This window comes from Pseudomonas sp. microsymbiont 2 (assembly GCF_054788395.1).
The window spans coordinates 4,234,751-4,258,304 of record NZ_CM139112.1 but is presented as its reverse complement, the minus strand read 5'-3'; the positions used below and the strand labels follow the sequence as shown (position 1 = coordinate 4,258,304).

Below are 23,554 nucleotides of genomic sequence, written 5' to 3'. Positions count from 1 at the left end.
TTTTCCCCAAGGCTCGTAGCCTGTTTCCCAAAGCGCGTTTTGCCCCGCGCATTTTGCCGCCCGCCCCCCACACTCCCTCTGGCGTGATTCACGAAGGAGGAGTAGCGTATGTACAGCTGTCAATACGAGGTGTCCCATGCGCTTTGAATGGGACGCGGAAAAGAATCTGCTCAACATTCGCAAGCACGGCGTCGATTTCAATGATGTGCCCGAGATGTTCCGGCACCCGATGTTGGCGCTGCAGGACGAACGATTCGATTACGAGGAAGCGCGCTGGATCAGCATGGGATGGATCAATGCCTGGGTCAGCGTGGTTGCCTATACCGAACGGCAGGGTGAGGTGATCCGCATCATCTCTGCCAGAAGAGCTACCTGACGCGAGGTGATGCGCTATGTCGAAACCGTCCAGACACCCTGAGCAACAGACTGTCGATACTTCGGATATTCCCGAACTCGACGATGACTTCTTCCGTCGTGCCGAGCTGCGGGTACCCGCCAAGCAGGCGGTAACCATCCGCCTGGATGCCGATGTCCTCGAGTGGTTCAAGGAGCAGGGCGCCGGTTACCAGACCCGTATCAACCAGTTGCTGCGCCAGTACATGCTCGCCCAGCAGCGCCGCTGAACCTGAACAGCTTCAGGTTTTTTTCTCCGCTTCCTTCAGCTCCTCGATTCGCTTGTCGATCAGCTGGCATTTGTCCGGCAGGTCCTTGCTGGCTGTCCCGAGCTGCATGTGCTGGAGCTCGTCGTTTATTTCCTTGGCCTTCTGTGGATTCTGCTCGGTCAGGCGGCTGACCAGCCCGGCCAATTCCTCTCTTTTCTGCGTGGCTTGCTCCGGTGTGCATGCCCAAGCGGGCAGGGCGCAGAGCAGGCTGGTCGCACAGATGATGGTCAGCAGTGGTTTCATGCTGTTTCCCTCCAGTGATGTGCCTGCCCGGTGGAGTGAGCCCGATGCCGGGAAGTTCAGTCGGTTGTCATCGAGCCGAGCACGCAGTGCCAACGGAGAAATTTAGGCTGGCATCGGCAACGCCGGGCACCCGATAATCTGGATCCATTTTCACTGCCGAGCCTTGCCCATGACATTCATCCAGCACAGGGGGCGCTCATGACCGCGGCCCGCAAGAACCCCGATGCGTTCGCGTTCCAGATCATGCTGGGGCTATGCCTGATCTGGGGTTGCCAGCAGGTGTTGATCAAGTCGGCCGCGGTGGACATCGCGCCGGTGATGCAGGCGGCATTTCGCAATGGCATCGCCGCCGTGCTGGTGGGGCTGTTGATCTGCTGGCGAGGTGGCTGGGGCCAGGTGGGTAGCACCTGGCGTGCCGGGTTGCTGGCTGGCGGATTGTTCGGTGTGGAGTTCCTGTTCATCGCCGAGGGGCTGAAGCTGACCTCGGCGGCGCACATGTCGGTGTTTCTCTACACCGCGCCGATCTTCACCGCGTTGGGGCTGCATTTCATGATGCCCAGCGAGCGGCTGCGGTTGTTGCAGTGGCTGGGCATCCTGCTGGCGTTCGGCGGAATCGCCCTGGCCTTCGCTGGCGGCGTTTCGCTCGAGCATCTGGACGGGCGCATGTTGCTGGGCGATGCCCTGGCGATCCTGGCGGGCCTGGCCTGGGGGGCGACCACCGTGGTGGTGCGCGGCTCGCGACTGTCGGAGGCGCCGGCGACCCTGACCCTGTTCTACCAGCTTGCGGTGGGGTTTGCCGGGCTGGTGCTGATGGCCCTGGTGAGCGGGCAGATCGGCGACTTCTCGTTCACGCCGCTGGCGGTAGGCAGCGTGTTGTTTCAGGGCATCATGGTGTCGTTCGTCAGCTACCTGACCTGGTTTTGGCTGCTGCGCAAGTACCTGGCGTCCAATCTGGCGGTGTTTTCGTTCATCACGCCGTTGTTCGGCGTGACGTTTGGCGTGCTGTTGCTGGACGAACCATTGAGCCTGAACTTTGTGATCGGGGCAGTGATGGTGCTGCTTGGCGTGATCATGGTCAGTGCCGAAGCCTGGGTGCGTCAGCAATTGCGCAGGGTGCTGGGTTAAGCGTTCGGCCGACCCCATCAGCCTGCCTCAGGCTGGCGCAGGGTTGCGAGCGCGAGAAGCCTGCGACCAGCACGCCGGCCAGCCCCATCCCGGCTGCTGCCAGCAGCAACGCTGGCTGCAGCCCGCCACTGAAATAGCTGCTCGAGGCCGCCAGCAACGGCCCACTCAGCTGTCCAAGGGCGAAGCACGCGGTCAACAGTCCGGCATTGCGCTGCGTGGCATGGGGCGCCAGCTCTCGCGAGCGTTGCATCACCAGTTGCATGCAGGCCAGGAACGGCCCGCCGCACAACAACACCCCCAGTGCCAGGCCGGCGCCGCCACCCAGCAGGCAGGCCAGCACGCCCACCCCTTGCAGCCAGAGCGTCGCGGCGAGCCAGCGCGAGGTTTGCCCTGGCCGGCGCAGGCTGACGATCACCACGCCCAGCGCCGATGCCAGGCCGAACGCTGGCCAGAACAAGTCCGCCAGCCATTGTCCGTGAAAGTGCTGGCTGGCCATCTGCGACAGAAAGGTGGCTGGCAGGATGTAGCCGATCCCGTAGAGCCCATAGACCAGGCCCAGCCGACCGATGCCGTGGCCACGCCCCTGGTCGGCACCGGTAGCCACGCCGGCAGCAGGCTGCACGGCCCTTGGCAGCCATGGCAGCACGACCAGGAGCATCACCAGCGCCGCCACGCCGTAGACCAGCCACAGGGCCGCCGAATCCAGCTCCAGCAGATGTGCGCCCAGTGCCAGCACGCCGGTCACCGCGATACCCACGCCGGGCCCGGCGAACACCATGGCGCCCAGGCGCTGGTGGCCGTGGGCACTGGCCAGTTGCTGGCTGAGGCTGGCGATCATCACCAGGACCCAGGCACTGGCCACGCCGGTGCCAAAGCGCAGCAGCAAGTGGCCCCAGAACCCATTGGCCGCCCAGGACGCGAGGGTCAACAGCACGCATAGCCACAGGCCGCCATGCAGACGCAGGCGCACCTGGGCCGGCTGGCGAGCGTGCATGGCGTCGACGGCGCCGAGGAAGTAGCCCAGGTAGTTGGCGGCAGCGATCAGGCCGCCGGCGGTCAGGTCCAGCTGGCCCTCGGCAATCAGCCGGGGCAATTGCGGGGTGAGGGCGAAGCGGCCGATACCCATGGCCATCATCAGCGCCACGGCGCTGGCCAGCAGTTGCACGATGGGCGACATGGAAAGTCTCCTGTACGAAGGGATGCGATGGCTGGCAGGGTAGGGCGGATTGACTTTCAACAAAATTGAATAATGATGATCAAGTTATTCTGTTTTGGAGAACGATGTGGAATTCAGCCAGTTGCGTATCTTTCAGGCCGTTGCTGAGGAGGGCTCGGTGACCCGCGCCGCCGAGCGCCTGCATCGGGTGCCATCGAACCTGTCGACTCGTCTGCGCCAGCTCGAAGAACAGCTGGGCGTAGAGCTGTTCCTGCGCGAGCGTCAACGTTTGCAGCTATCGCCGGCCGGCAAGGTCCTGCTGGACTATGCCAATCGCCTGTCGGCCTTGCGCGACGAAGCCGTGGCGGCGGTGCAGGGCGGGCAACCGGCTGGCGATTTCGTGCTGGGCACCATGTACAGCACGGCGGCCATTCATTTGCCGCCCTTGCTGGCGCGCTACCATCAGGCTTACCCGGCGGTGAACCTGCAGGTCCAGGCGGCGCCCAGTCGGGACCTGCTCGAAGGTCTGCTCGGGCACAAGTTGGATGCAGCACTGGTGGACGGGCCATTGAGCCTGGCCGGCCTGGACGGCGTGCCCCTGTGCGAAGAGGAACTGGTGCTGATCACCAGTCCCGAGCATCCAGCCGTGCGCAGTGCCCGGGACGTCGCCGGCAAGGCCGTGTTCACCTTCCGCCAGGGGTGTTCGTATCGCATGCGTCTGGAAGCCTGGTATGCCCATGCCCATACGCCGATGGTGCGGGTGATGGAGATCGAGTCGTACCAGAGCATGCTGGCCTGCGTGATCGCCGGTGCCGGCGTGGCGATGATGGCGCAATCGATGCTCGACAGCTTGCCAGGGCGTGATCGGGTAATGGCGCACCGTTTGCAGGCACCGTTCGATCAGGCCACCACCTGGCTGATGTGGCGACAGGGCATGCGCGGGGCGAATCTGCAGGCGTGGATCGACCTGCAACAAAGCGAAACGATTAACCGGCCGTCGGAAGCTGCCGCCTCGGCTTGATCCGGGTCAAAATCGCCCCTATCTGTAAGAGCAGAGGCATGCGCAATACAGGACATCGGACTATGATCTGTATGACGCATCGCAGGATTGATTGACCGTGAGGCTGACCCGTCAAGGGGGCAATATGAACGAACGCATGTACAACTGGCTCCACGACCTAGCCGTCGCCTTGGGCTTGCTCCCGCCACCCCTACAGCCGGTGCCGATTCCTACCGACGAAGAACAGCGCAAGCGCCAGCCGCGTCGGCGCTGACAACCGACAAAAGGCCGCCGCATCTGCATGATGCGGCGGCCTTTTGCGTTTTGACGATCGCTGTAGGAGCGGCCTTGTGCCGCGAACGGGCCGCTCCTACAAGGTTTGGCGTGGGGCATCTGGCCTCAGGCCAGGTTCACCGCGCTGACCGGTTTGCGCGAGGCCAGGCTGACCACCACGAAGCTGACCAGGCCGATCGCCAGGCTGTAGTAGATCGGCGAGTTGGCGTCCAGGCCATCCTTGAACATGAAGAACAGTGCGGTGGCAAAGCCCAGGGACATGCTGGCGAGGGCGCCGGCGGTGGTTGCGCGCTTCCAGAAGATCGCACCGATCAGCGGGATCAGCATGCCGCCTACCAGCAGGTTGTAGGCCAGGGTCAGGGCACTGATCACATCGTTCACTGCCAGGGCGATGCCCAGCACCACCAGGCCGGTGATCAGGGTGAACAGGCGGTTGATGCCCAGGCTCGACTGCTTGCCGCCACGCAGCTTGGGCAGCAGGTCCTCGGTGAGCGTGGTCGAGGCGGCCAGCAGACCCGCGCTGGCGGTGGACATCATCGCGGCCAGGGCGGCGGCCATCAGCAGGCCGCGGATGCCTTCGGGCAGCTGCCCCTTGATCATCTCGGCGAAGGCGTTGTTCGGGTTCGCCAGGTCAGGCATCAGCACATGAGCGGCCATGCCGATCAGCGCGCAGGCCAGGCCATACAGCACGCAGTAGATACCGGCGGTGGTACCGGCGCGCTTGCAGACCTTCTCGTCACGAGCGGTGAACACCCGCTGCCAGATGTCCTGGCCGATCAGGATGCCGAAGAAGTAGATCAGGAAGTAGGTGATGATGGTGTCCCAGCCGATGGTGGTCCAGCTGAAGCTGGCCGCTGGCAACTTGGCCACCAGGGCATCCCAGCCACCGGCCTTGTACAGGCACACTGGCAGCAGGATGAACATCAGGCCCACGGTCTTGATGACGAACTGGACGATGTCGGTCAGGGTCAGTGACCACATGCCGCCGATGGTCGAGTACACCACTACCACGCCACCACCGAACAGCAGGGCCATCCAGAACGGCACGTCGAGCAGGACCTGCAGCACGGTGCCCATGGCCAGGGTCGAGGTGACCGCGATCATCAGGGCGTAGGCGAGCATGATCGCCGCGCTGGCCTGGCGGGCCATCGGGTTGTAGCGACGCTCCAGTACCTGGGTGACGGTGAAGATCTTCAGGCGCAGCAGCGGCTTGGCCAGGAACAGGTTCAGCGCGATGATGCCCAGACCCAGCGCGGCGCACAGCCAGAAACCGGAGATGCCGTGAACGTAGCCCAGGCGCACGGTGCCGACGGTGGAGGCGCCGCCGAGCACGGTGGTGGCCATGGTGCCCATGTACAGGGTCGGGCCGAGGTTGCGCCCGGCCACCAGATAGTCTTCGTGGGTCTTCGCGCGCCGCATGCCGTACCAGCCAAGCCCGAGCATGCCGGCGGCATAGATCAGTACAACGATGATGTCCAAGGCCATTGGGGGTCTCCCGATTATCTTTATTATGGCGAGATCGGCCGTCCGGGCGCTGCACGGCGCCCGGCGGTCCTGTCTTGTGTTGGCGGGCCTCTATGGCCCTCCCGAATGGCTCCTGCCGGGGTCAAGCAATCGATTGCAGCGCAGCGCCTTGTAGGAGCGGCCTTGTGTCGCGAAAGGGCTGCAAGGCAGCCCCGGCCTTCTATGCGAAAACGCCGGAAATCGGGGGCGCTGTGCGCCCCTTTCGCGACACAAGGCCGCTCCTACACGGGTGGTGCTTTACGGCTAGCGGCGCACCACGCCCGGCAGCACGCAGAGCATTTCGAACAGCAGGTTGGCCCCCAGCAGCGAGGTGTTGCCGGTGGTGTCGTAGGGTGGGGAGACTTCGACCAGGTCGCAGCCGATCAGGTCCAGGCCGTGGCAGCCGCGGATGATCTCCATCGCCTGGATGGTGGTCAAGCCGCCGATCTCCGGCGTGCCGGTGCCGGGCGCCCAGGCCGGGTCGATACCGTCGATGTCGAACGACAGGTACACCGGGCCGCCGCCGACCTTCTCGCGCACTTCGGCCATCAACGGTGCCAGTGACTTGTGCCAGCATTCTTCGGCCTGGACCACACGGAAGCCCTGGCGGCGGCTCCAGTTGAAGTCGTCGGCGGTGTAGCCCTGGGCGCGCAGGCCGATCTGCACCACGCGTTCGCAGTCGAGCAGGCCCTCTTCCACGGCGCGGCGGAAGGTGGTGCCGTGGGCGATCTTCTCGCCGAACATGTGGTCGTTGACGTCGGCGTGGGCATCGATGTGCACCAGGCCGATCTTGCCGTGTTTCTTGTGCAGGGCACGCAGGATCGGCAGGGTGATGGTGTGGTCGCCACCCAGGGTCAACGGGATGATGTTGTGCTCGAGGATTTCGTCGTAGGCCTCTTCGATGATGCGCACGGCGTCGAGCAGGTTGAAGGTGTTGATCGCCACGTCACCGATGTCGGCCACCGACAGCGAGTCGAATGGCGCGGCGCCGGTGGCCATGTTGTACGGGCGGATCATCACCGACTCGGCGCGGATCTGCCGTGGGCCGAAGCGGGTGCCGGAGCGCAGCGAGGTGCCGATGTCCAGGGGCACGCCGATGAACGCGGCATCAAGGCCTTCGGCGCTTTGCAGGTGGGGGAGGCGGAGCATGGTGGCGATGCCGCCGAAACGCGGCATTTCGTTGCCGCCCAGTGGTTGGTGGAGAATCTTGTCCACGGTGGGCCTCATCAGTCGGTCGATTGTTCTGTTTGTTCGAACCTGTGCCGCCGCGCGCCTCGTTCGTCTGGTCTTGTCGGCGGGCAGGGACATTTCGGCCAAGTCTGCGCAAGGTAGTGCGCTGGAAGAATCGCTACCGACAAATACTTACTTCAGGAAAATCTGAACTATCGACCTGCAGGCAGGTTAGACTCTGGTGCTTTCCAGCCTGCGGAACCCAGCGCCATGGCCTCATCGCTGCCCGATCTGAAACTGCTGCGTATCTTCGCCAGCGTGGTGCGCCATCAGGGGTTCGCCACCGCCCAGCGCGACCTCAACCTGTCCACCTCGGCCATCAGTACCTACATGAGCCAGTTGGAGGGGGCGCTGGGGATCGTGCTTTGTCATCGTGGCCGTGGTGGTTTCAGCCTGACCAGCAAGGGCGAGCTGTTCCATCAGGAGACGTTGCGCCTGCTCGGCGAGCTGGACGGCTTCGAGCAGTACGCGGCGGCGCTCAAGGGCGAGCTGCGCGGCACCCTCAACCTGGGCGTGATCGACTCCACCGTCGGCGATCGCGCCCTGCCGCTGGCCGAGGCGATCGGCGCCTACAGCCAGGAGCACCCGGCCGTGCACCTGCACCTGTCGGTCTCCAGTCCCTACGAGCTGCAGTTGGGCGTGCAGGACAATCGCCTGGATCTGGCGATCGGTGCGTTCTCCTCGCGCATGAGCGGGCTGGTCTACCAGCCGCTGTATCGCGAGCAGCACTGGCTCTACTGCAGCAATCGTCACCCGCTGTTCGGCGAGCGGCGTATCCCGGAGCCGGTGATCACCCAGCAGCGCATGGTCGGGCGTGGCTACTGGAGCCAGGCGGAGCTGGCCCGGCATGGCTTCAAGCACAGCGCGGCGACGGTGGAGAGCATGGAGGCGCAGCTGATCCTGATCCTTTCCGGCGCCTACATTGGCTACCTGCCCGAGCATTACGCCCAGGCCTGGGTCGACAAGGGCGACCTGCGGGTACTGTCGCCCGCGACGTTCGGCTACCAGGCACCGTTCTCACTGATCATTCGCCGTGGCCGGAGCCGTGAACCCTTGATCCAGACGTTCCGCGACCTGCTAAAGAGCCAGCTCAACGTGGGCTGAGCGAGGTCGTTTTCAGCGCATTCCGTCTGCTTCAGACCATTTCCTACAAAACTTGACCGATGGCGTGCTGGCCATCTGCTAAATATCTACTTGCTCTGATGATTTTCCCATTCATCTGGATAAGCAAGGGACCGCCAACGATGCGCATGAATTTGCCCGTCACTGAGCACGAAAGAACCTTTCCCCAGGACCAGCGGCTGATCTCCACCACCGACCTGAACAGCCGCATCACCTATTGCAACGACGCATTCGTGGCCATCAGCGGTTTCACCTACGACGAACTGGTCGGCCAGCCGCACAACCTGGTACGCCACCCCGACATGCCGCCAGCGGTCTTCGGTCATATGTGGGACACCATCAAGCAGGGCAAGCCCTGGATGGGTGTGGTCAAGAACCGCGCCAAGAACGGGGATTTCTACTGGGTCAGCGCCTATGTCACGGCGGTTTACGAGAATGGTCGGATCAGCGGCTACGAGTCGGTACGCTCGGTACCGACCCGGGACCAGATCCGCCGTGCCGAGAAACTGTATGCCCGCCTGCGTGCCGGGCGCTCGCCGGTACCGCTTGCCGCACGCCTGGGGCATGACGTCGGCCATGGCTGGCCGCTGATCGTCGCGGGACTGCTGTCGGCCGCCGCTTATCTCTGGCTGCCGTCCTATGCCGCGCTGGGCGTGCTGACGGCCAGCCTGCTGGCGGCCTGGTACGTGGTCGAGCACCGGCAGAACCAGTCGATTCGGCGCACGCTCGACGAGCACCCCAAAGCTTTCACCAGCCCGCTGGTGGCGCTGACCTACAGTGACAATCCGGGCCTGCAGGGGCAACTCGACCTGGCGATCATCAGCGAGGAGGCCCGTCTGCAGACCGCGCTGACCCGGCTGGTCGACGCCGGTGTCGGGGTCAAGTCGCGGGCTGCGCAGTCCGCCGGTCTGTCCGATGCGCAGGCGCAGATGCTCGACCGCCAGCGCAGCGAGACCGACCAGTCGGCCACCGCCATCGCGCAGATGGCGGCGACCATCCAGCAGGTCACCCACAACGTGCAGACCACCGCCCATGCCGCCAGCGACGCCGACCAACTGGCCCAGCAGGGCAGCGAACTGGCGCAACAGAGCTTGCGGGCCATGGGCAGCATGAGCGAGGCGGTGAGCGATATCGGACAGGCGGTCAACGCCCTGGCCGAGCAGACCCAGTCGATCGGCAGCGTGGTGGATGTGATCACCTCGATCGCCGAACAGACCAATCTGCTGGCGCTCAACGCGGCCATCGAGGCGGCTCGGGCCGGCGAGCAGGGCAGGGGCTTCGCCGTGGTCGCCGATGAAGTCCGTTCCCTGGCGCAGCGCACCCGTGCCTCGACCGACGAGATCCATCACATCATCTCCACCTTGCGTAGCGGGGCCGATCGCGCGGTGGCCAGTGCCAGCCGTGGGCAGCAGATCTCCAGTGACAGCGTGCACAGTGTCGAGGCGGTGCAGGGGGCGTTGTCGGGCATCGCCCAGGCGGTCAGCCGCATCACCGGCATGAGCCAGCAGATGGCCACGGCGTCCGAGCAGCAGAGCCATGTGGCCGAAGACATCAACCAGCAGATCGTGCGCATCGCCCATCTGTGCGACGAGAGCGCGGGTCAGGCCAAACAAGGAGCCGAGATCAGCCAGGACCTTGAACGGATGGCGGAGTACCTGCATAGCCTGGCTGAGCGGTTCAACCGATAAGCCCAGGTTTGCAGGCCCATTCGCGGGCAAGCCCGCTCCCACAGCGGCCAGGCTGACGTCAAGTCATGTGCTGTTTCTGTGGGAGCGGGTTTACCCGCGAACAGCCCGCAAAGCGGGCCCAAGATCCCGGTCTGTGGCAAAATCCCTCCGCCAACGGAGCCCCTCATGTCCAGACCTCGCTGCGAGCGTTGCCAGCGCCCGCTCACCCATTGCCTTTGCCCACTGATCCCGCGCCTCGACAGCCGCACCCGCGTGGTCGTGCTGCAACACCCCAGTGAAACCAGCCATGCCCTGAACACCGCACGTCTTGCTGCCCTTGGGCTGGCCAATGCCGAGCTGCGGATCGGCGAAGTGTTCGACAATCTGGACGCGCTACTGGCCACGCCGGGCTATCGCCCGGTGCTGCTGTTCCCCGGTGACGAGGCCGAGGTCCTGCAAGGCTATGGGCAAGGCGCCGGCCTGCCGCTGATGCTGATCGTGCCGGATGGCACCTGGCGCAAGGCGCGCAAGCTGCTGTACCTGAATCCACTGCTCGATGCATTGCCACGGGTGACCCTGGGCAGCGTCCAGCCATCGCGCTATCGCTTGCGCAAGGCACCGGAGCCGGGCGCCTTGTCGACGCTCGAAGCGGTGGTGCGAGCATTGAATGTGCTGGAGGCACCGGCAGGGTTCGATGCCTTGTTGCGCCCGTTCGAGGTATTGATCGAAGGCCAGATCGAGGCCATGGGGGCCGAGACGTTCCAGCGCAATCACGGGCCAGGCTGAGGGGGCTGTCAGCGCTCGCGCAGGGCCTCCGTGCGCGCCTTCATCACAGGTTTCAACAGGTAGTCCAGCACGCTCTTCTGCCCGGTGATGATATCCACCGTGGCCACCATTCCCGGAATGATCAGCAGCGGCTTGTTGTCGCCGCCCAGGTGGTTCTTGTCGGTGCGCACCTGGATCAGGTAGAACGCATTGCCCTTGTCGTCGGTGACGGTATCGGCGCCGATCAGCTCCAGCTTGGCCTTCAACCCACCGTAGATGGTGTAGTCGTAGGCGCTGAACTTGACCATCGCGGTCTGCCCCGGATGCAGGAACGCCACGTCCTGCGGCCGCACCTTGGCTTCGATCAGCAGGTTGTCCTCGATCGGCACGATCTCCACCAGGTCGCTGCCGGGCTGCACCACGCCGCCGATGGTGTTGACCTTGAGCAGCTTGACGATGCCGCGCACCGGCGACACCACGGTGGTGCGGTTGACCCGGTCGTCGATGGCGATGCTGGTGGCGGTGATCTTGGAAAGCTCCGTGCGCTTGTCGTTGAGCTCCTTGGCGGCGTCGGAGCGGAAACTGGCGTCCGATTCCTGGATCTTGCTGCGAATCTCGGCGATCGCCGCCTCGGCGCGGGGGATGGCGAGGTTGGTGGCGTTGAGCTGGCCGCGCGCTTCGACCGTGCGCTGCTTGAGGCGCAGGATTTCCACCGGGGAGATCGCGCCCTTGCCCACCAGCGGCGCGGACATGTCCAGTTCCTGCTGCAGCAGGCCGAGGGCGGAGCGGTACTGCTCGACCTTGGAGCGGAACTCGGCCAGCTCCTGGGTCTTCTGCCGCAGCTGTTCGTTGAGGGTCTGCTTCTCGCTGGCCAGGCGGCGCTGGCGCGAGTCGTACAGGGCGGCTTCATCCTCGGCGACCTGTGGCGCCTTGGCGCGTACTTCCTGCGACAACACGAAAGGACGGCCTTCGGACTCGGCCGATAGCCGTTCCACCTGAGCGGTGAGGGCATAGCGGTCGGCCTCGCTCTCACCCTTGTTCGATTTGAAGCGGGTATCGTCCAGGCGCAGCAGGGTGGCGCCTTTGTCGACCATCTGGCCTTCGCGCACGAAAATCTCGGTGACGATGCCGCCTTCGAGGTTCTGCACCACCTGCACCTTGCTCGACGGAATGGCTTTGCCTTCGCCGACGGTGACTTCGTCGAGCACCGCGAAGTTGGCCCAGGCCAGCGCCACCAGCAACAGGATCGCCGCCAGCCATACGGTCAGGCGTGACAGGCTGGGCGAGTCCTGCAGGGTGGCGCCAGCCAGCTCCGGCATGTAGTCGCGTTCGGCGCGCTTGTCGGTGCCCTGGAGGTAGCTGCGTATGCTGTGGATGAGGGGCATGTTTTACCTCCGATGCAGACCGGGGCCTTTGTGGGAGCGGGCTTGCCCCGCGATGACGCTATCGCGGGGCAAGCCCGCTCCCACCGGGATCTCTGATAGTTGGTTCACAACGCCGCGCCGATACGGCCCTTGCGCAGCGCGTCGATGACTGCGTCCTTCGGCCCGTCGGCGACGATCTTGCCGTTGTCCAGCACCAGTAGCCGGTCCACCAGGCTGAGCATCGAGGTGCGGTGGGTGACCAGCAGCAGGGTCTTGCCCGGCACCCAGTTCAGCAGGCGCTGGCGCAGTTGCTCCTCGCTGCTGTTGTCCATGTGGCTGGTGGGCTCGTCGAGGATCAGGATCGGTGGTTCCAGCAGCAGTGCCCTGGCCAGCAGCACCGCCTGGCGCTGGCCGCCGGAAAGCAGTTGGCCGCGCTCGCCCACCGGGCGGTCGAATCCTTGCGGATGCTGGCGGGCCAGCTCGCTGACACCCGCCAGTTCCGCCACTTCGAGCATGCGCGCGTCGCTGACGTGACGAGCGCCCAGGGTCAGGTTGTCGCGCAGGCTGCCGGCCAGCAGCGGCAGATCGTGGGCCACGTAGCCGAGCTGATTGCGCAGGTCGGCGATGTCCAGTTGGCGCAGGTCGAGGTTGTCCAGCAGCACCTGGCCTTCGTCGGGATGATGGAAGCCCATCAGCAGGCGCGCCAGGGTGCTCTTGCCCGAACCGCTGCGGCCGATGATGCCGATCCGCTCGCCTGGCTTGACCGTGACGCTCACGTCATTGAGGGCCGGAGCGCTCTGGCCCGGGTAGCGGAAGGTGGCGTGGTTGATGCCGATGCCGCCCTGCAGCGCGGTGTGTTCCAGGGCCTGCTGGTCAGCCTGGCGCTCCTGGGGCAGGCTCATCAGCGCATCGGTGCTGCGCATGGTCAGTTGCGCTTGCTGGTAGCGGGTGATCAGCCCGGCGATCTGCCCCAGCGGCGCGAGCACCCGGCTGCCGAGCATGTAGCTGGCCACCAGCGCGCCGACGCTGAGGTTGCCGGCGATGATGCTGTAGACCCCGGCGACGATGGTGGCCATGCCGCAGAACTGCTGGATGAACAGGGTGCCGTTGCTGGCCAGTGACGACAGGTTGCGGGCATGGGCGTCGAGGCGGGCGATGGCGCCATTGGTGTGCTCCCACTGGTACTGGCGCTCGCTTTCGGCGCCACAGGCCTTGAGGGTTTCCAGGCCGCCCAGGGTCTCGATCAGCAGGGCCTGGCGCACCGCGCCCAGGCTCAGGCTCTTTTGTACCGTGTCACGCAGGCGTACCTGGATGAACAGGGCCAGGCCCACGGCCACCGGGAACGCGATCAGCGGGATCACCACCAGCCAACCGCCGAGCAGGCCGATCACCAGCAGCATCAGGGCCACGAATGGCAGGTCGATGATGCTGGTCAGGGTCACGGCGGTGAGGAATTCGCGCAGCCCCTGGAAGTCATGGATGCTCTGGGCGAAGCCGCCGATGGTGGCCGGGCGGGCCTTCATGCTCATGCCGGTGATGCGTTCGAACAGGGTGGCGGAGAGAATCAGGTCGGTCTTCTTGCCGGCCTGGTCCAGCAGGTGGGCGCGCACCGTGCGCAGCACCAGCTCGAAGGCGGTGCCGATGAACAGGCCGGCTACCAGTACCCACAGGGTGGACGTCGCCTGGTTGGGCACCACGCGGTCGTAAGTCTGCATGACGAACAACGGCACCATCAGCCCCAGCAGGTTGATCAGCAGGCTGGCCAGCAGGGCGTCGCCATATAGCCAGCGGGAGTGGCGCAGGGTGTCGCGGAACCAGGCGTTGACCCGAGGGATCAGGGGCGCACGCACGTCTTCCAGGGTGTGCCGGGGGCGCGCGAACAGCGCCTGGCCACTGTAGGCCTCGGCCAGGGCCTCGCGCTCGACCCACTGCTCGCCGCCTTCGGCTTCGCACGGCAACAGCAATGCCCGGCCATGCTCGCCCCAGCGTTGCAGCACGGCGCTGCGGCCGTCATTGAGGATCAGCAGCACGGGCAGGTTGAGCGGGGAGATGGCGTCCAGGTCGCGCCGCAGCACGCGTGCCTGCAGTCCGGCGCGGGCGGCGGCGCGAGGCAGCAGGGCCAGGTCCAGGTGCTGCTCGGCCAACGGCAGGCCGCTGCACAGACTGGCACGGCTGGCCATGCAGCCGTGCAGCTTGCACAGGATCAGCAGGCCATCGAGCAACGGATCATCAACATCCAGGCGCGGTTGCGCACTTTGCATACTGGTCACGATGGCCTGCTCCTGCCGCGGTGGACGGGAAATGGGCGCTGGCGGAACGTCCCTGGTCGGCTCCAGAACCTAACGCATGTCGGGCAACCTGGCTTCGTTGCGCACTTCGGTCTTGGCGATGGCCTCCGGCGGCAGCGAGATGCGTTGCTTGCTCAGCAGTTCGCCCATGGTCGCCAGCACCCGGTACATGGAGAACTCTTCGGTGTAGCGCACCTCGGTGTAGCGGCGGTTGGCGTTGTACAGCTCGTTCTCGCTGTCGAGCACATCGAGCAGGGTGCGCTGGCCCAGGCCGAACTGGTCCTGGTAGGCGGCGCGCACCCGTTGCGTGGTTTCGGCGTACTCGCGGGCGCTCGGGGTCTGCTTGCGGGCGTTGTTCATCGCGTTCCAGGCCAGGCTCAGGTTCTCGTTGAGCTCGCGCAGGGCATTGTTGCGGATGTCCATGGCCTGGTTGATCTTGTGCGCGTCGGACTGCAGGCGGGCCTTGTCGCTGCCGCCGCGGAACAGGTTGTAGCTGAGCTCGACACCTGCCTGCCAATCGTTGTTGGCGTGGCCTTCCTGGCCGCCGATGTTGTTGTTCGCGCCGGTGGCCAGCACCGCATCCAGACGTGGATAGAAGGGCGACTTGGCCACTTCGTATTGCTGCTCGGCGGAACGCACGTCGGCCTGGGCCGACTTGAGGTAGGGGTTGTTCTCCAGCATGCCCTGGCGAGCATTCTGCAGATCGCCCGGCATTTCGCCCTTGACCGTGACCGGCGTCTCCAGCTCGTCGGGCATGCGGCCGACTACGCTGTAGAAGTTGGCCTCGGCGTCGGCCAGGTCGACCTCGGCGGTATCCAGGTTGTTCTCGGCCAGGGCGCGACGGGCGCGGGACTGGTCGAGGTCGGCGGTGCTGCCCACGCCACGTTCGCTGCGCAGGCCGATCTGGTCGTTGACCCGCAGGTGGGCCTGCAGGTTGTTCTTGGCCAGGGTCACCAGCTCGCGGCGCTTGAGCACTTCGAGGTAGACCTCGATGGCGCGCAGGGCCACGGTCTCGGCGGTGGCCTGGGTGTAGTAGGCGCGCGAGGTGGCCACCGCTTCGGTGCGGGCGACCTCGTTGGAGGTGTTGAAGCCGTCGAACAGCATCTGCCGCAGGCGCAGTTCGGATTGGGTGTAGTTGAGTGTCTTCTTGTCATGGTTCCGCGTGCCGTCGGTGTCGAACGTGCGGGTGTTGGTGTTGTCGGAGCGTTGCCGGCCATAGCCTGCGACCAGATCGACGGTTGGGTAGTAGCCCCCGCGCGCGAACTTCACATCCTCGTCGGCGGACAGCCTGCTGTTGCGGCTGGCGCTGATTTCCGGATGCTGGTCCACGGCGTTCTGGACAGCCTCGGTGATCGACATCGCCTGACTGTTGGCACACGCCATGGCCAACAAAATCGCACTGGTGATGGGGGTTAAAGCGCGCATGGGGTACATCTCCCTGGTCTCGAATAATGTCCTGCTGTTCGCCAAAAAAATGACGAAAATTTAGAATCAAACCGTTTCAGGTTTGTAACAACAGAGCTAAGAACATTTAACGGGCGAGCTAAGAAGATTTTTTCATAAGTTATATGCAAAAAAAAACTTATGCGGTCTAAGAAATCCGGGACATTGTTTCATTCAGGTGGTTACGGGAATTGGCTGGGACAAGCGATTTTCGGGCCTCGGAGAAAGTTCCAGATTTTTTGCAGCTAAGGAGACAGGGGAGGAAGGCGAAAGCGGAATTTGGCGACAAAAAAATGGCACTAAATAATGGCCATTCACCATCTTCTCTATCGCGGCAGTCGTCACAAGGAGCGTGTTTTCTCACGAACGTGACAGCAACGATCCGTGAACCCGGAACGTTGTGGGATCTACTACCCGACCAGCCTTGAACTGCGAAAAACCCATCGGCAGGGGAGGCGTACGCTCATGGCTAAATTAGTCGGTGTGGTCAGCAAGGTAGTCGGCCAGGTATTCGCGGTAAGTGACGACGGCCATCGCCGTGCGCTGGTGGAGGGCGACCGCCTGTTCGCCGGCGAGCAGCTGGAGACCGGCAGCGCCGGCGCGGTGGCCGTTCGCTTGCACAACGGCGCCGAACTTACCCTGGGCCGTGGCAGCAGCCTGGAGATGACCCCCGACCTGCTGGCCAATCGCGCGCCCCATGTACAGGCGCCGGACTCGGCGCCCAGCGAGGCCCAGCTCAGCGATGTCGAGCAGTTGCAGCGCGCCATCGCCGCCGGGGCCGACCCGACGCAGGAAGGCGAGGCGACCGCGGCGGGTGGCAATCCCACTGGCGTGGCGGGCGCGCTCGGCGGCGGGCATAGTTTCGTGATCCTGACCGAGGTCGCCGGACGGGTGGATCCGACCATCGGATTCCCCACGGCGGGGTTCAACGGTATTCCCGAACTGGCCAACCGCGAACTTGGTGCGCTCGACGGCAATGACGACCGAGCGCCGCTGCAGGACAACCCGCTACCACCTGACAATCCCGTCAGCCTCCAGGGGCTGGATGTCAGCCCCGCCGAACTGACCCTGGACGAGGCCAATCTGCAGCAGGGTTCGGCCAGCAACCCGGCGGCGCTGACCCAGTCCGGCAGCTTCACGGTCGTCGCGCCCGACGGCGTGTTCAACCTCAGCGTGGGGGGCATCAACGTCGTCACGGGTGGCGTGGTGACTGGCGTCGGTCAGTCCATCGTCACTGGGCTGGGCAACGTGCTGACCATCACCGGCTACAACCCGACCACCGGCGTGGTGAGCTACAGCTATACCCTGACCGGCGCAGAGCAGCACCCGGATGGCGCGGGCAGCAATTCCCTGGGCGAGCACTTCCCGGTGCTGGTCAGCGATACCGACGGCGATGTGGCCAGCGGCACCCTGGATGTGATCATTCGCGACGACGTGCCCAGGGCCGTGAACGACAGCAATGCCGTCACCGCCACCGAGCAGCATGTGGAACTCACCGGCAACGTGCTGGATAACGACATCCAGGGCGCCGACCGTATCCCCAGTGGCCCGGTGGTGGCCGGGACCTTTGTCGGCACCTATGGCACGCTGGTGCTGGCAGCGGACGGTTCCTACACCTACACCCTCAACACGGACGACCCTGACTTCAAGAACCTGCACGGCGGCGGCAGTGGCGTGGAGACCTTCAGCTACACGTTGAAGGACGCCGACGGCGATACCAGCACGGCGACGCTGACCCTCAATGTCACCAACCTCGATGATCCGGTAACCCTTGGCGGCCTGGACGTCAACGGTGGCGAGCTGACGGTCTACGAGAAGAACCTGGCCGACGGCAGCGCACCGAACAGCGGTGCCCTGACCCAGAGCGGCACCTTCACGGTCACCGCGCCGGATGGCCTGCAGAGCCTGAGCGTCGGTGGCATCACGGTGGTCAGCGGCGGCGTGGCGGCGAGCTTCCCGCAGTCGATCACCACGGCGTTGGGCAATACCCTGACCATCACCGGCTACAACGCGGCCACCGGGGTGGTGAGCTACAGCTACACCCTGCTGGACAATGAAAACCATGCCAACGGCGACGGTGCCAACAGCCTTTCCGAGCACTTCACCGTCACCGCCACGGACACTGATGGCAGCACGGCCAACGGTTCGCTGGACGTCAACATCATCGATGACCTGCCCAAGGCCAACCCGGACTCGGCCAGTGTCGCCGAGGGCGGCACGGTCAGTGGCAATGTGCTGGACAATGACGTTTCCGGCGCCGACCTGAGGGCCGACGGTCGTTATGTGGTCGGCGTGCGTGCCGGTTCCGATACCTCCACCTCGGCCAGCGGCAACCTCGGCAATCCGATCCAGGGCCAGTACGGCTACTTGACCCTCGACGCCCAGGGCAATGCTACCTATCACGCCAACCCCAACAGCGTGGCGCCGGCCGGGGCGAGCGATGTGTTCGTCTATACCGTGCGCGACAACGATGGCGACGAAAGCACCACCACCATCACCATCGACGTGCGCGATTGCTCGCTGATCGCCGGGCCGGACAGCGAGGTCACGGTCTACGAGAAAGCGCTGGACCTGAACAAGGACGGCAACGACCTGGCTGGTGGCACGGTCACAGGCAGCGAACCAGGGTCGACCGGCGAAACCGCCAGCGGCTCGCTGGCCGGATCGGTCAGTGGTGGGGTCGGGGCCTTGACCTTTACCCTGGTCGGCAACGCGACCGGTCAATACGGCCAGATCCAGCTCAATGCCGATGGCACCTATACCTACACCCTGACATCCGCGCCCAACTCGCCGAACCATGTCAACGACGGCCCGAATGTGCTGACAGAGTCCTTCACCTACGAGGTGAAGGACTCGCTGGGCAACTCGACCACCAGCACCATCGTCATCAACATCGTCGACGATGTGCCCAAGGCCTACAGCGACTTTGCCAATGTCTACGAGGGCGGCAGCGTCAGTGGCAATGTGCTGGTCAACGATGTGATCGGCGCGGACGTGCCCGCCGATGGCAAGTACGTGGTCGGCGTGCGGGCAGGCTCCGACACCTCCACCTCGGCCATTGGCCAGCTGGGTAGCAATGTGGCCGGGCAGTACGGTTACCTGACCCTCGACGCCCAGGGCAACGCCACCTATCACGCCAACCCAAACAGCGTGGCGCCGGCCGGGGCCACGGATGTGTTCGTCTACACCATCCGCGACGCCGACGGTGACGAAAGCACCACCACCATCACCATCAATGTGCACGACAACTCGCTGGTCGCTTGCCCGGACGATACGGCCAAGGTCTACGAGAAGGCGCTCGATCTGGTCAAGGACGGCAACGACCTGGCCGCGGGCACTGTCACCGGCAGCGATCCGCAATCGAACGCGGAGACCACGGGCGGCTCGCTGGCCGGATCGGTCAGCGGGGGCATCGGTGCCTTGACCTTCAGCCTGGTCGGCAGCGCCACCGGCCAGTATGGCCAGATCCAGCTCAATGCCGATGGTACCTATACCTACACCCTGACATCCGCGCCCAACTCGCCGAGTCATGTCAACGATGGTCCGAATGTGCTGACAGAATCCTTCACTTACCAAGTGAAGGACTCGCTGGGCAATACGACCACCAGCACCATCGTGGTCAGCATCGTCGACGATGTACCCAAGGCCCACAGCGACTTCGTCAACGTCTACGAGGGCGGCAGCGTCAGTGGCAATGTGCTGGTCAACGATGTGATCGGCGCGGACGTGCCTGCCGATGGCAAGTACGTGGTCGGCGTGCGGGCCGGCTCCGACACTTCCACCTCGGCCATTGGCCAGCTGGGCAGCAATGTGGCCGGGCAGTACGGCTACCTGACCCTCGACGCCCAGGGCAACGCCACCTATCACGCCAACCCAAACAGCGTGGCGCCGGCCGGGGCCACGGATGTGTTCGTCTACACCATCCGCGACGCCGACGGTGACGAAAGCACCACCACCATCACCATCAACGTGCACGACATCTCGCTGGTCGCCTGCCCGGACGACACGGCCAAGGTCTACGAGAAGGCGCTCGACCTGGTCAAGGACGGCAACGACCTGGCCGCAGGCACTGTCACCGGCAGCGATCCGCACTCCAGCGCGGAGACCACCAGCGGCTCGCTGGCCGGCTCGATCAGCGGGGGCATCGGCGCCTTGACCTTCACCCTGGTTGGCAATGCCGCAGGTCAGTACGGTCAGATCCAGCTCAATGCCGATGGCTCCTACGCCTATACCCTGACGTCCGCAGCCAATTCGCCCAACCACGCCAATGATGGCCCGAACGTCGTGACCGAGAGTTTCACCTACGAGGTCAAGGACTCGCTGGGCAACTCGACCACCAGCACCATCGTCATCAACATCGTCGACGACGTGCCCAAGGCCCATTGCGACGAGGCGTCGGTCAAGGAGGGCGGCAGCGTCAGCGGCAATGTGCTGGACAACGATGTGATCGGCGCTGACGTGCGTGCCGACGGGCAATACGTGGTCGGGGTGCGCGCAGGTTCCGATACTTCGACTGCAGCCAGCGGCCATGTGGGCGAGACGATCGTCGGCCAGTACGGCTACCTGACCCTGGACAGCCAGGGCAATGCCACCTATCACGCCAACCCCGATAGTGTGCCGCCCGCCGGGGCGACCGACAGTTTCGTCTACACCATCCGCGACGCTGATGGCGACGAGAGCACCACTACCATCCGCATCCATGTGCAGGACAGCAAGCTGGTTGCCTGCGAGGACAGCGATGTCACTGTCTACGAGAAAGCCCTGGACCTGCACAAGGATGGCAATGATCTGGCCGCCGGCACCGTGACCGGCAGCGAGCCCGGCTCAAGCGGTGAAACGGCGTCCGGCAGCCTGGTGGGATCGGTTGGTGGTGGCGTTGGCGCATTGACCTACAGTCTGGTTGGCAATGCCGTAGGCCAGTACGGTCAGATCCAGCTCAACGCCGATGGCTCCTACACCTACACCCTGACCTCGGCGCCCAAGACGCCGGGCGGTGCCAACGATGGGGCCAACACCGTCAACGAGTACTTCACCTACAAGGCCACCGATGCGCTGGGCAACAGCGTGACCAGCACCATCGCCATCAACATCGTCGACGATGTGCCGAAGGTCGAATGCGCGGTGCGCAGCATCACCCCGGGCCAGGTGGACTCCAACATCCTGCTGGTGGTGGATGTTTCCAGCAGCATGGCCGCAGGCTCAGGCGTGCCGGGACTGACCCGCCTGGAGCTGGCCAAGCAGGCCATCAACGCCTTGCTCGACAAGTACGACGAAATGGGCGACATCAAGGTGCAGATCGTCACCTTCGGCACCGGCGCCGAGGTGAAGACGCCGATATGGGTCTCGATCAGCGAGGCCAAGAGCCTGATCGCCGGGCTCACCCCTGGCGGCTCGACCTACTACGACTCGGCGGCCACCAAGGCCCAGGAAGCCTTCGCCACCACCGGCAAGCTGGTGGGGGCGCAGAACATCAGCTACTTCTTCTCCGACGGCGAGCCCACCAACGGCCACGCCATGACGGCGCCGCGCGAGGCCGCCTGGGAAACCTTCCTCGACAGCAATGGCATCAAGTCCTACGCCATCGGCATGGGCAGCGGCGTCAACGAAGGCAACCTCAACCCGTTGGCCTATGACGGCAGCAGCCATACCGACACCAACTCGGTGGTGGTCACCGATCTCAGCCAGCTCAGCGCGGTGCTCTCCGGCACGGTGCAGGGCGCACCGATCACCGGCAGCCTGATGAGCGGCGGCGACTTCGGCGCCGACGGCGGCTTCATCAAGGCATTGCTGGTGGATGGCACCACCTATACCTACGATCCCAAGGCCAATGGCGGGCAAGGCGGCTACTCGGTCAGTGGCGGCGCGGACAAGGCGTCGTTCGATACCGTCAGCAACAGCCTGAACATCAAGACCGGTCTGGGCGGCACCCTGGTGGTGAACATGGACAGTGGCGATTTCACCTATACGCCGCCGAAGGACAACGGCAGCGGGCAGGTGGAGAAGATCGGCTTTACCGCCAGCGACAACGACGGCGACACCCGCAGTGCCAGCCTGACGGTGCATATCAACAGCAATGGCGCGCCGGTGGCTGGCGCCGACCACATCATCACCAACATTGCAGGGGCCACGGTGACCGTGCCGGCAGAAGCCCTGCTGGCCAACGACAGCGACCCGGACCACGACCGGCTCAGTGCCGCGCCCATCACCTTCAATACCGGCTTCGGCGACAAGGGGGCGGGATTCACCGCTGGCACGCAGGCGCAGACCATCAAGTTCGACGCGACCCCCAACAGGGCCGAGAACCAGTTCCGCGACCTGGCCCGCAGCGAGTTCACCAGCCTCAACGGCACCATGACGGCGGCGCTGGTGGTCGCGGGCTACCTGGGCTCGATCAGTACCAGCAATGCCAATGACGAGGACACGCTGACGGTCACCCTGCGCAAGGGCGAGACCCTGACCCTCGATCATGACCGCCCCGCCGGCAACCTGCTGATGGAGTGGAAGGATGCCAGCGGCAGTTACCAGACCATTGCCGATGGTGGCAGCTTCACCGCCAGCCATGACGGGGTGTACAGCATCCATGTGATCAACACCGAGAACGCCTCCGGCAACAGCAAGGCCGCCGAGAACTACAAACTGAGCATGGTGGTGGACTACAGCAACGCCAGCAATGACGTCTATCACGGTAGCTACACCGTCAGCGACAACCATGGCGGCACGGCCACCGGCGCGGTGGACATCACCTACCAGTCCGGCAATGTGCTCACGGGCACCGCGGCGGACGACGTGCTGCTGGCCGGAGCGGGGGATGCCACCTTGCACGGCGGTGCTGGCAACGATGTGCTGGTGGCTGGCAGCGGCAACAACAGCCTGTATGGCGGTGAAGGTGACGACCTGCTGATCGGCGGACCGGGCAATGACCTGCTCGACGGTGGGGCGGGCAACGACACCGCCAGCTATGCCAGGGCCGGTAGCGGCGTGACCGTCGACCTGAGCCATGTCGGTCAGCAGAACACCGTAGGTGCGGGCCTGGACACCCTGACCGGCATCGAGAACCTGGTCGGCTCCGACTACAACGACACGCTGATCGGCAATGACGGCGACAATGTGCTCAACGGCGGGGCGGGCAATGACGTGCTCAAGGGCGGTGCCGGCAACGACATCCTGATCGGTGGGCCCGGTGACGATATGCTGACCGGTGGCAGCGGCAACGACACCTTCGTCTGGCAGAAGGGCGACACGGGGCATGACACCGTGACCGACTTCACTCCGGGCAGTGACCGGCTGGACCTGTCGCAGTTGCTGCAGGGCGAGAGCGCCACCAGTGCTTCGCTGGACGATTACCTGCAGTTCAAGGTCAGTGGTAGCGGCGCGAATGTCGTGTCGACCATTCAGGTCAGCAGTGTCGCTGGCGCGGCACCGACCCAGACCATCGACCTGGCCGGGGTGGATCTGGCGCAGCACTACGGGGTCTCGGCCGGGGCGGGCGGGGTGATCGCATCGGGGCATGACACGGCGACCATCATCAACGGCATGCTCAATGATCATTCGTTGAAGGTGGATACGGTGTAAGCGGCGGGGAGATGAACCGAGGCGTGCTGTTACGCATTCCCCTGTAGGAGCGGCCTTGTGTCGCGAAAGGGCCGCAAAGCGGCCCCGGCGATCTTTGCATCAATGCTGAAATCCTGGGGC

General features: G+C 64.7%; 16 protein-coding genes. 9 read left to right on the top strand and 7 right to left on the bottom strand.

Annotation, left to right across the window (positions count from 1 at the left end; all coding sequences use genetic code 11):
- The first annotated feature begins 136 nt into the window (after positions 1 to 136).
- Together ACYUME_RS19105 and ACYUME_RS19100 are read left to right on the top strand one after the other, a co-directional pair.
- The gene (locus tag ACYUME_RS19105; RefSeq protein ID WP_460416303.1) at positions 137 to 376 is read left to right on the top strand and encodes a BrnT family toxin; all 240 of its coding nucleotides are present in this window, start codon (positions 137 to 139) and stop codon (positions 374 to 376) included.
- A 16-nt stretch (positions 377 to 392) separates the two neighbouring features.
- Positions 393 to 623, top strand: coding sequence for a BrnA antitoxin family protein (locus tag ACYUME_RS19100; RefSeq protein WP_460416301.1), 231 nt, complete (start codon positions 393 to 395; stop codon positions 621 to 623).
- 12 nt (positions 624 to 635) lie between these two features.
- Here ACYUME_RS19100 and ACYUME_RS19095 read toward each other — a convergent pair whose 3' ends face one another.
- On the bottom strand, positions 636 to 905 hold the full coding sequence (locus tag ACYUME_RS19095) for a hypothetical protein (protein ID WP_279884143.1): 270 nt from the start codon (positions 903 to 905) through the stop codon (positions 636 to 638).
- A gap of 198 nt (positions 906 to 1,103) precedes the next feature.
- Here ACYUME_RS19095 and ACYUME_RS19090 point away from each other — a divergent pair, with 198 nt between their 5' ends.
- Entirely contained in the window at positions 1,104 to 2,030 is a 927-nt protein-coding gene (locus ACYUME_RS19090; protein ID WP_460416299.1) for a DMT family transporter, read from the top strand.
- On the opposite strand, the gene ACYUME_RS19085 is transcribed toward ACYUME_RS19090, so the two are convergent.
- The gene (locus tag ACYUME_RS19085) at positions 1,981 to 3,207 is read right to left on the bottom strand and encodes an MFS transporter (protein WP_460416297.1); all 1,227 of its coding nucleotides are present in this window, start codon (positions 3,205 to 3,207) and stop codon (positions 1,981 to 1,983) included. The two genes, ACYUME_RS19090 and ACYUME_RS19085, sit on opposite strands and share 50 nt — an antisense overlap.
- Before the next feature lie 106 nt (positions 3,208 to 3,313).
- On the opposite strand from ACYUME_RS19085, the gene ptrR reads away from it, so the two are divergent.
- The gene (gene ptrR / locus ACYUME_RS19080; protein ID WP_279884149.1) at positions 3,314 to 4,207 is read left to right on the top strand and encodes a putrescine utilization regulator PtrR; all 894 of its coding nucleotides are present in this window, start codon (positions 3,314 to 3,316) and stop codon (positions 4,205 to 4,207) included.
- 124 nt (positions 4,208 to 4,331) lie between these two features.
- Positions 4,332 to 4,460, top strand: a complete 129-nt coding sequence (locus ACYUME_RS19075) for a PA1414 family protein (RefSeq protein WP_256206021.1) — start codon at positions 4,332 to 4,334, stop codon at positions 4,458 to 4,460.
- A 125-nt stretch (positions 4,461 to 4,585) separates the two neighbouring features.
- Here the strand turns inward: ACYUME_RS19075 and ACYUME_RS19070 are convergent, their stop codons facing one another.
- A complete protein-coding gene (locus ACYUME_RS19070) occupies positions 4,586 to 5,965 on the bottom strand; it encodes a sodium:solute symporter family protein (protein WP_279911449.1) in 1,380 nt (459 codons plus the stop codon).
- 282 nt (positions 5,966 to 6,247) lie between these two features.
- Complete coding sequence (gene speB / locus ACYUME_RS19065; RefSeq protein ID WP_279888103.1) at positions 6,248 to 7,198, bottom strand: agmatinase; 951 nt, start codon at positions 7,196 to 7,198, stop codon at positions 6,248 to 6,250.
- A gap of 225 nt (positions 7,199 to 7,423) precedes the next feature.
- Between speB and ACYUME_RS19060 the strand changes: the two genes are divergently transcribed.
- The 3 genes from ACYUME_RS19060 to ACYUME_RS19050 all read left to right on the top strand — a co-directional run bounded on the left by ACYUME_RS19060 (position 7,424) and on the right by ACYUME_RS19050 (position 10,788).
- The gene (locus tag ACYUME_RS19060; protein WP_460416295.1) at positions 7,424 to 8,317 is read left to right on the top strand and encodes a LysR family transcriptional regulator; all 894 of its coding nucleotides are present in this window, start codon (positions 7,424 to 7,426) and stop codon (positions 8,315 to 8,317) included.
- A gap of 140 nt (positions 8,318 to 8,457) precedes the next feature.
- Positions 8,458 to 10,023, top strand: coding sequence for a methyl-accepting chemotaxis protein (locus ACYUME_RS19055; RefSeq protein ID WP_279888101.1), 1,566 nt, complete (start codon positions 8,458 to 8,460; stop codon positions 10,021 to 10,023).
- A 165-nt stretch (positions 10,024 to 10,188) separates the two neighbouring features.
- A complete protein-coding gene (locus ACYUME_RS19050) occupies positions 10,189 to 10,788 on the top strand; it encodes a tRNA-uridine aminocarboxypropyltransferase (protein WP_460416293.1) in 600 nt (199 codons plus the stop codon).
- 8 nt (positions 10,789 to 10,796) lie between these two features.
- Here ACYUME_RS19050 and ACYUME_RS19045 read toward each other — a convergent pair whose 3' ends face one another.
- The 3 genes from ACYUME_RS19045 to ACYUME_RS19035 all read right to left on the bottom strand — a co-directional run bounded on the left by ACYUME_RS19045 (position 10,797) and on the right by ACYUME_RS19035 (position 15,844).
- The gene (locus ACYUME_RS19045) at positions 10,797 to 12,152 is read right to left on the bottom strand and encodes an HlyD family type I secretion periplasmic adaptor subunit (protein ID WP_460416291.1); all 1,356 of its coding nucleotides are present in this window, start codon (positions 12,150 to 12,152) and stop codon (positions 10,797 to 10,799) included.
- A gap of 104 nt (positions 12,153 to 12,256) precedes the next feature.
- On the bottom strand, positions 12,257 to 14,392 hold the full coding sequence (locus ACYUME_RS19040; protein ID WP_460419396.1) for a type I secretion system permease/ATPase: 2,136 nt from the start codon (positions 14,390 to 14,392) through the stop codon (positions 12,257 to 12,259).
- Between the two features lie 78 nt (positions 14,393 to 14,470).
- Positions 14,471 to 15,844 (bottom strand): TolC family outer membrane protein, encoded by a 1,374-nt coding sequence (locus tag ACYUME_RS19035; RefSeq protein WP_279888098.1) that lies wholly within the window; start codon positions 15,842 to 15,844, stop codon positions 14,471 to 14,473.
- Positions 15,845 to 16,327: 483 nt separating this feature from the next.
- Between ACYUME_RS19035 and ACYUME_RS19030 the strand changes: the two genes are divergently transcribed.
- Positions 16,328 to 23,434 carry a retention module-containing protein gene (locus tag ACYUME_RS19030; RefSeq protein WP_460416290.1) on the top strand — a complete coding sequence of 2,369 codons (7,107 nt, stop codon included), beginning with the start codon at positions 16,328 to 16,330 and terminating at the stop codon, positions 23,432 to 23,434.
- The last annotated feature ends 120 nt before the right edge of the window (positions 23,435 to 23,554 follow it).

Bases quoted from the DNA above. Each gene is read 5' to 3' on its own strand.
- ACYUME_RS19105 (WP_460416303.1), top strand. From the start codon at position 137: ATGCGCTTTGAATGGGACGCGGAAAAGAATCTGCTCAACATTCGCAAG.
- ACYUME_RS19100 (WP_460416301.1), top strand. From the start codon at position 393: ATGTCGAAACCGTCCAGACACCCTGAGCAACAGACTGTCGATACTTCG.
- ACYUME_RS19095 (WP_279884143.1), bottom strand. From the start codon at position 905: ATGAAACCACTGCTGACCATCATCTGTGCGACCAGCCTGCTCTGCGCC.
- ACYUME_RS19090 (WP_460416299.1), top strand. From the start codon at position 1,104: ATGACCGCGGCCCGCAAGAACCCCGATGCGTTCGCGTTCCAGATCATG.
- ACYUME_RS19085 (WP_460416297.1), bottom strand. From the start codon at position 3,207: ATGTCGCCCATCGTGCAACTGCTGGCCAGCGCCGTGGCGCTGATGATG.
- ACYUME_RS19075 (WP_256206021.1), top strand. From the start codon at position 4,332: ATGAACGAACGCATGTACAACTGGCTCCACGACCTAGCCGTCGCCTTG.
- ACYUME_RS19070 (WP_279911449.1), bottom strand. From the start codon at position 5,965: ATGGCCTTGGACATCATCGTTGTACTGATCTATGCCGCCGGCATGCTC.
- ACYUME_RS19060 (WP_460416295.1), top strand. From the start codon at position 7,424: ATGGCCTCATCGCTGCCCGATCTGAAACTGCTGCGTATCTTCGCCAGC.
- ACYUME_RS19055 (WP_279888101.1), top strand. From the start codon at position 8,458: ATGCGCATGAATTTGCCCGTCACTGAGCACGAAAGAACCTTTCCCCAG.
- ACYUME_RS19050 (WP_460416293.1), top strand. From the start codon at position 10,189: ATGTCCAGACCTCGCTGCGAGCGTTGCCAGCGCCCGCTCACCCATTGC.
- ACYUME_RS19045 (WP_460416291.1), bottom strand. From the start codon at position 12,152: ATGCCCCTCATCCACAGCATACGCAGCTACCTCCAGGGCACCGACAAG.
- ACYUME_RS19040 (WP_460419396.1), bottom strand. From the start codon at position 14,392: ATGCAAAGTGCGCAACCGCGCCTGGATGTTGATGATCCGTTGCTCGAT.
- ACYUME_RS19035 (WP_279888098.1), bottom strand. From the start codon at position 15,844: ATGCGCGCTTTAACCCCCATCACCAGTGCGATTTTGTTGGCCATGGCG.
- ACYUME_RS19030 (WP_460416290.1), top strand. From the start codon at position 16,328: ATGGCTAAATTAGTCGGTGTGGTCAGCAAGGTAGTCGGCCAGGTATTC.